This is a genomic window from Micromonospora sp. S4605, assembly GCF_003176715.1.
GTDB lineage: Bacteria > Actinomycetota > Actinomycetes > Mycobacteriales > Micromonosporaceae > Micromonospora > Micromonospora echinaurantiaca.
Genome location: NZ_QGSW01000386.1, coordinates 1 through 7782, shown reverse-complemented (window position 1 = coordinate 7782; position 7782 = coordinate 1). Strand labels below are relative to the sequence as shown.

Sequence of the window (7782 nt, the reverse complement as noted above, 5' to 3'; positions counted from 1 at the left end):
GGAGAGGGCTGGGAGGGTGCGGTGAGGTTGCTGACAAAGGGGGAGCGGGGGTGGTCGGTTGGTGGCATTCGCGGTAATTCTGGGGACCATGGCCGTGCCCCGCTCGCCGCTGTCGCGGCTGTTCACCGTGCTGCTCGCCGGCGTGCTCGCCGGTCTCGTCCTGGCGGTCGCCGCGCTGCCGGGCAACCTGCTGTTCGGGTTCGCCGCCAAGGCGGCGCTCGGGTCGTACGCCGCGCTGCCGGAGGCGCTGCGCACCCCGGCCACGCCGCAGCGCTCCTACCTCTACGCCAACGACGGCAAGACGCTGATCACCACGTTCTACGACGTGAACCGCAGCGACGTCCCGCTGTCCGAGATCGCCCCGGTGATGCGGCAGGCGATCGTGGCGGCCGAGGACCGGCGGTTCTACTCGCACGGCGGGGCCGACCTGCGCGGGCTGTTCCGGGCGCTGGTGGCCAACGTCTCCGGCGGCGGCACCGAGCAGGGCGGCTCGACGCTGACCATGCAGTACGTCCGGAACGTGCTCAAGACCGACCCCAGCCGCACCGCCGAGGAGCGCGCCGCGGCCACCGAGCAGACCGTCGGCCGCAAGCTCCAGGAGATCCGGTACGCGGGCGCGCTGGAGGAACGGCTCGGCAAGGACGAGATCCTCAACCGCTACCTGAACATCGCGTACTTCGGCTCCGGGGCGTACGGCGTCGCGGCGGCCAGCCAGCGCTACTTCGGCAAGTCCCCGGCCGACCTCACCCTCGCCGAGGCGGCCCTGCTCGCCGGTCTGGTGCAGTCGCCGGAGGCGTACAGCCCGATCGACGGTGACGCCGACGCCGCGCTGGAGCGCCGCGGTTACGTGCTGGACTCGATGGTCGAGACCGGGGCGATCACCGCCGAGCAGGCGGCGCAGGCCAAGGCGGAGAAGCTGACCCTGCGTCCGACCGCGCAGCCGAACGGATGCACCGCCGTCGCCCAGGGGCACGACGACTGGGGCTTCTTCTGCGACTACCTGCGGCAGTGGTGGCTGGCCCAGCCGGAGTTCGGCGCCACCGTCGAGGAGCGCGAGCAGGCGCTGCGCCGCGGCGGCTACACAGTGATGACCTCGCTCGACCCGCAGGTCCAGGCCACCGCGCAGCGCGAGGCCACCAAGATCTACGGGTACGGCAACAAGCGGGCCGTGCCGATCGCCGCGGTCGAGCCGGGCACCGGCCGGGTGCTGGCGATGGCGGTCAACCGGCACTACAGCCTCGACCCCAACCCGGACGGGCAGGCCAACCACCCGAACACCGTCAACCCGCTGATCTCCGGCGGCGACAGCGTCGACGGCTACCAGGCCGGCTCGACGTTCAAGCTGTTCACCATGCTCGCCGCGCTGGAGGCCGGCAAGCCGCTGGCCACCGGCTTCGACGCGCCCAGCCGGCTGCCCACCCGGTACGCCGCCGAGGGTGAGGGCAGCTGCGACGGCCGGTGGTGCCCGGCCAACGCCAACCCGGAGTGGATGGACGGCTACCGGATGATGTGGGACGGCTTCGGCCGTTCGGTGAACACCTACTTCGTGTGGCTGGCCGAGCAGGTCGGGCCGGAGAAGGTGGTGCAGATGGCGCAGCGGCTCGGCATCACCTTCCGGGCCGACTCCGACGCCGAACTCGCCCGCGAGCACGCCGAGGACTGGGGCTCGTTCACCCTGGGCGTGGCCGCCACCACCCCACTCGACCTGGCCAACGCGTACGCCACGGTCGCGGCGGAGGGCACCTGGTGCGCCCCGCTGCCGGTGGTCTCGGTGACCGCGCCGGACGGCGAGCGGGTGCCGGTCGGCGACCCGTCCTGCAAGCGGGTGCTCGACGCCGACGTGGCCCGGGCCGCCACCGACGCGGCCCGCTGCCCGGTCGGCCAGCAGTCCCCGTACGGGCAGTGCAACGGCGGTACGGCCACCGCGGTGAACCGGATCCTCGACGGCCGACCGGTGGCCGGCAAGACCGGTAGCTCCGAGCGGAACGCCACCGAGACCTTCGTCGGGTTCACCCCGCAGGTCGCGGTCGCCGGCATCGCCGCCAACCCCGACGACCCGGCCGACTCGGTCGGCTCGGCGGTGCAGGCCCGGGTGATCGAGGCGGTCGCCCGGGTGATCGCCACCGCCGTCGACGGCAAGCCGGCGCAGGGATTCGCCGCGCCCAGCCGGGAACTCGTCGGCGACCCGCGCCGCCCGGTCGAGCGGCCGCCGGTCGTCCGGCCGCCGTCCGACGAGCGGCGCCCCGCCGCCGACGACGACCGGCTGGCCGACCTGCGCCGCTGGCTCGACCGGCGCGGCTGACCCGCCCGCCCGCCGTCCCCGCGCGCGACGCCCGAGGCCGCACTTTCGCGGAAAGTGCGGCCTCGGCGCGTCGCAAGGCCACGCCTTCACTGAACGTGCGCCGTCAGGCGGGGCGGCGGACGCGGTGGGACGGCGGTCAGCCGCGGCGGGGGCGGAAGGCGGCGACCGTGGCGGGCAGCCCACGCCGGACGATCCCGGCCCAGTCGGTGTCGCCGCGCAGCATCGCCGCCGCCGTCCTGCGCGCCTGGTCGGCGGTGAAGTGCGGCGGCAGCATCAGCTCGGCCGGGTCCACCAGCGCGTTGATCACCACCGGCCGGTCGGCGGAGAGGACCCGCTCCCAGACAGCCGGCACCTGGTCGGGGGAGTCGACCAGCTCACCGCCGAGCCCCAGCACCTCCGCCCAGCGGTGGTAGCCGATGTCGGGCAGTTGCTGGCTGTCCGGGAACATCGGCGTCCCTTCGCTGGAGCGCTGCTCCCAGCTGACGAAGGCGAGGTCCCGGTTGTTCAGCACCAGCACCACGAACCGCGGGTCGGCCCAGCTGCGCCAGTACTTCGCCACGGTGATCAGCTCGTTGACCCCGTTCATCTGCATCGCGCCGTCGCCGATCAGGGCCACCAGTGGGCGGTCCGGGTGGGCGAACTTGGCCGACAGCGCGTACGGCATGGCACCGCCCATGGAGAGCAGGGTGCCGGAGAGGCTGGCCAGCATCCCGGGGCGGACCTGGAGGTGTCGGGCGTACCAGGCGGTGGTGGTGCCGCAGTCGACCGCGAGCATCACGTCGTCGGGTAGCCGGTCGCTGAGGGTGCTGAACAGCAGTTGCGGATTGACCGGGTCGGCGGACTGCCCGGCCAGGTCCCGCTGCGCCTGCCGCCAGGACGAGGTGGCCGCGGCGATCGTCTCCCGCCAGCGGGTCGGGGCCGGCCCGGGGCCGAGTTCGCGCAGCAGCGCCCGCAGGGTGGGGGCGGCGTCGCCGGTCAGGTTCACCTCGGTCGGGTAGCGCAACCCCAACTGGGTGCCGTCCCGGTCGATCTGCACCGCCCGGGCCTTGCCCGGCGGCGGATAGAACTCCGAGTACGGCATGTTGCTGCCCACGATCAGCAGCCGGTCGCAGTCGCGCATCATGTCCCAGCTCGGACGGGTGCCGAGCAGGCCGATCGCGCCGGTCACCCACGGCTCCCGATGGTCGACCGCGGTGAACCCGAGCAACGCGGTGGCCACCCCCGCGCCCAGCCGGTGGGCCACCTCGCGTACCTCGGTCTCGGCGCCGAGCGCGCCCTGCCCGACCAGCATGGCCACCCGCTCGCCGCCGCCGAGCACCTCGGCGGCGCGGCGGACCTCGGCCTCCGGCGGCACGGTCGGCCCGCTGCTCGGCACGCTGCTGGTGTGGTAGAAGCCGTGCGCGTACGGCGGTTCCGGGACGGCCGGGGAGTCCTGCACGTCCAGCGGGAGGACCAGGGCGGTCACGGTGCGGCGGGCCAGGGCCGTCCGGCAGGCCCGGTCGACCAGGTGGCGGACCTGCGCGGGGTGGTCGAGCTGGGCCAAAAACGCCGCCGCGACGTCCTTGTAGAGGGCGAGCAGGTCGACCTCCTGGTAGTAGCCGCCGCCCTCGGCGGTGAGGGCGGTGTGGCCGACCAGGGCGACCACCGGCTGGTGGTCCAGCTTGGCGTCGTAGAGGCCGTTGAGCGCGTGGATCGCCCCGGGCCCGCTGGTCACCAGGACGCAGCCCAGCGGCCCGCCGCCGTACTTGACGTGCGCCGACGCGGCGAAGCCGGCGGTCTCCTCGTGCCGGACCTGGATGAACTGCGCCTGCTCGGCGGTGCGTTGCAGGGCCGAGGTCATGCCGTTGATGCCGTCGCCCGGGTAGCCGAAGTAGCGGCGTACGCCCCAGCAGGCCAGCCGTTGCACCAGGTGGTCGGCGACGGTGGCGTCGCGGGGCAGCGGCCACGGATCGGCCGTCACCCGCCCGTCGCCCCGCCACCCGTCACTGCGGTCTGCGCTCACCTGACTGGTCCCTCCGGTCGATCCGCTGCCGCCCCCGGCATTTCCCATCTTTACCGGACAGAACGGCCGACGTCGGGTGTTCACCGGACGGGGCAGCGGCCCCGCCGGACCGGTCCGGCAGAATCGGCGGGTGCCCGTCCACCAGATCACCGACCCCGACGACGACCGGATCGCCGACTACCGCGCGCTGACCGACGTCGAGCTGCGCACCCGCTGGGAACCGCCGCACGGGCTGTTCATCGCCGAGGGCGAGCTGGTGCTGCGCCGGGCGCTGCGGGCGGGCTATCCGGCCCGGTCGTACCTGGTGGACGCGAAGCGGGTGGACCAGCTCGCCGACCTCGGCACCGGCGACGCCCCGGTCTACGCCGCCACCCCCGACGTGCTCCAGCGGGCCACCGGCTTCCACGTGCACCGCGGGGTGCTGGCGTCGTTCCGGCGCAAGCCGCTGCCGTCGGCGGCCGAGGTGCTGGCCACCGCGCGCCGGGCGGTGATCCTCGAGGACGTCAACAACCACACGAACCTGGGCGCGATCTTCCGGGCGGTGGCCGCGCTCGGGGTGGACGCCGTGCTGCTCTCGCCGTCCTGCGCCGATCCGCTCTACCGGCGCAGCGTCCGGGTCAGCATGGGCGAGGTGTTCGCCGTGCCGTACGCCAAGCTGGAGCCCTGGCCGGACGCGCTCGGCCAGGTCCGCGCGGCCGGCTTCACGGTGCTGGCGATGACCCCCGCCCCGGACGCGGTGCCCATCCAGCGGCTCGACCCCGCTCAGCGGGCCCGCGCGGCGCTGCTGCTCGGCGCGGAGGGGGCGGGGCTGACCCGGGCCGCGATGGAGGCCAGCGACGCCCGGGTGGTGATCCCCATGCGCCGCGGCGTCGACTCGCTCAACGTCGCCGCCGCGACCGCGGTGGCCTGCTGGGAGCTGGGCCGCGACGACCCGCTCTGACGCCCACGGCCGGCCGCCGGGCCGCTAGGGTCGCGGCGTGGATCGCGTCGTGGCCCGCCGCCGGGTGGTGTGGGCCGCCCACGCCGTCATGGCAGGTGGGGCGGCGGTCCTGCTCTGGGCGTTCAGTGTGCCGGGCTTCTCGGTGCTGGTCGCGCTCGCCGGCCTCGCCGTGCTCGGCGTGGCGGCGCTGCTCTGGACCGTCGGGGCGCAGCTGTCGCACAGCGCCGGCCGGACGTGGCCGTGGTGGCTGCTGGTGGCCCCGGTCTTGGCGGTGGTCACCCTCGCCCTCCTGGTGACGCGGGCTCCGCTGCACGTTCGCTGGGAGTTGAGTCGGGGCGCGTTCGAGTCGGTCGTGGCCGACCTGCCGGAGCCCACCGCGGCGACGCGCCGCGACCCGGTGGAGGTGCCGGACCGGGTGGGCAGCTACCGGATCATCCGCGCCTACCTGGTGCCCGGCGGGGTGATCTTCTACGAGGGGACCGGGGCCTTCTTCGACGACGCCGGTTTCGCGTACCTGCCGGGCGGACCGACCCCGTCGCTGCACAACGGCTCGTTCGAGTCGCCCAGCTTCCAGTCGCTGGGCGACGGCTGGTACCGCTGGACGGCGAGCTGGTGAGGAGCTGACCGGGCCCGGCCGAGGGCGGGCTGTCGAGAATCCAGGTCACGGACGGTAGCGTGTCGGCCGTGTTCCCTACCGTCCGTGAGGTCCTCGCCCTGGACCCGGTCCGCCGCGGCGCCCCGCGCCTGGTCGCCGGGGCCGCCGGGCTGGACCGCCCGGTGCGCTGGGTGCACGTGGCCGAGGTGCCCGACATCGCCACCCTGCTCGGCGGCGGCGAGCTGGTGCTGACCACCGGCATCGGGCTGCCCGCCGACGACGCCGGCCTGCGCGCCTTCATCGGCGACCTCGCCGACGTCGGCGTCTCCGGTCTGCTGGTCGAGCTGGGTCGCCGGTACGCCAGCGAGGTGCCCCGGGTGATGGCCGCCGCCGCCGAGCGCCGCGGCCTGCCCCTGGTCGAGCTGCGCCGGGACACCCCGTTCGTGCGGATCACCGAGGCGGTGCACGCGCTGATCGTCGACGCCCAGCTCACCGAGCTGCGCGCCACCGAGGAGATCCACCAGCGGTTCACCGACCTCTCCGTCGAGGGCGCCGGCCCGGCCGAGGTGATCCGGCAGGCGGCCGAGCTGTCCGGCTGCCCGGTGGTGCTGGAGAACCTCTCCCGGCAGGTGCTCGCCTACGACCCGGCGGGGGAGAGCGCCGAGCTGCTGCTGGACGGCTGGGAGCAGCACTCCCGCCGGATCCGGCCGGCCGGGCGGACCGCGTACGACTCCGACAGCGGCTGGCTGGTCACCACGGTCGGCGCCCGCGGGCAGGACTGGGGCCGGCTGCTGCTGCGCTGGCCGGCCGCCGGCGAGCTGGACCGGCCCGGCCGCACCGGGCCGGACCCCGAACCGGACCCGGCCGGCGACGCCGCGCCCGCCCCGGCCGGCGATCCACCAACCCGGCTGACCATCCTGGTCGAGCGGGCCGCGTCCACCCTCGCGCTGGTCCGGCTGATCCGCCGCGACGCCGAAGGGCTGGAACGGCAGATCCACCGCACCCTGCTCACCGCCCTGCTCGACCACTCCCGACCGGTGGACGAGGTGGCGCTGCGCTCCCGCGCGCTCGGCGTGGTGCTGGAACGCCGGCACCTGGTCGGCGTGGTGGTCCGGTACCGCACCGACGACCAGGCCGCCGAGCACGCCGGCGACCCCGGTGAACCGGGGGCCTTCGGCGATCCCGCCCCGGACGCCGGCCCGGCCCGGCTGCGGGACCTCGCCGAGGCGGTCGGTCAGGCCGTGCAGGAGGCGAAACTGACCGCGCTGACCAGCGCGGTCGACGACCACGCGGTCGGCGCGCTGCTCGCCCTGCCGGACGCCGCCGCCGAGGAGCGGGCGCTGGCCGCGTTCGCCGCCGCGCTGCGCCGGAGCCGCCCGGACGGCCGGCACCCGGACGGCGCCGCCCGGCCACTCGACGGCGCCGTGCCACGACAGCCGGACGGCGGATCCTCCCGGTCCGGTGGCGGCCGGAGCGCGGCGGCCGGCTCCGCCGGGCTGATCGTCGCCGCCGGCTCGGGCGTGGGCAGCCTGCGCGAGGCGCGCCGCTCGCTCACCGAGGCCCGCCAGATCGCCGAGGCCGCCCGGCGCGACCGGCGGGACCTGCCCATCTTCCGGCTGCCGCACGTCGGTCTCGCCGGCCTGCTGCACCTGCTGCGCGACGAGCCGCGCCTGCAGACCTTCGTCGAGCGCGAGCTGGGCGCCCTGCTGGCGTACGACGCGCGGCACCCCCGGGAGCAGCTGCTCGGCACCCTGCGCGCGTACCTGGAGCAGGGCCGGAACAAGTCGGCGGCGGCCGCCGCGGCGCACCTGTCCCGGCCGGCGTTCTACGAGCGGCTGGCCCGGATCGGCCGGATCATCGACGTCGACCTCGACTCGGTCGACGCCTGCCTCTCCCTCCACGTAGCCCTGCTGGCCCTCGTCGCCATCCGCACCCCCTGACGC

General features: G+C 75.2%; 5 protein-coding genes. 4 read left to right on the top strand and 1 reads right to left on the bottom strand.

Annotated elements, in window-relative coordinates:
- Positions 1-88: 88 nt before the first annotated feature.
- A complete protein-coding gene (locus tag DLJ47_RS31340; protein ID WP_109905455.1) occupies positions 89-2302 on the top strand; it encodes a transglycosylase domain-containing protein in 2214 nt (737 codons plus the stop codon).
- Between the two features lie 136 nt (positions 2303-2438).
- Here DLJ47_RS31340 and DLJ47_RS31335 read toward each other — a convergent pair whose 3' ends face one another.
- Positions 2439-4304 (bottom strand): thiamine pyrophosphate-requiring protein, encoded by a 1866-nt coding sequence (locus DLJ47_RS31335; protein ID WP_446723629.1) that lies wholly within the window; start codon positions 4302-4304, stop codon positions 2439-2441.
- Between the two features lie 46 nt (positions 4305-4350).
- Between DLJ47_RS31335 and DLJ47_RS31330 the strand changes: the two genes are divergently transcribed.
- The 3 genes from DLJ47_RS31330 to DLJ47_RS31320 all read left to right on the top strand — a co-directional run bounded on the left by DLJ47_RS31330 (position 4351) and on the right by DLJ47_RS31320 (position 7779).
- Entirely contained in the window at positions 4351-5244 is an 894-nt protein-coding gene (locus tag DLJ47_RS31330) for a TrmH family RNA methyltransferase (RefSeq protein ID WP_446723630.1), read from the top strand.
- Positions 5245-5281: 37 nt separating this feature from the next.
- Positions 5282-5860, top strand: coding sequence for a hypothetical protein (locus DLJ47_RS31325; RefSeq protein ID WP_109905449.1), 579 nt, complete (start codon positions 5282-5284; stop codon positions 5858-5860).
- A gap of 68 nt (positions 5861-5928) precedes the next feature.
- Complete coding sequence (locus DLJ47_RS31320) at positions 5929-7779, top strand: PucR family transcriptional regulator (RefSeq protein ID WP_446723628.1); 1851 nt, start codon at positions 5929-5931, stop codon at positions 7777-7779.
- Positions 7780-7782 lie beyond the last annotated feature (3 nt).

Bases quoted from the DNA above. Each gene is read 5' to 3' on its own strand.
- DLJ47_RS31340 (WP_109905455.1), top strand. From the start codon at position 89: ATGGCCGTGCCCCGCTCGCCGCTGTCGCGGCTGTTCACCGTGCTGCTC.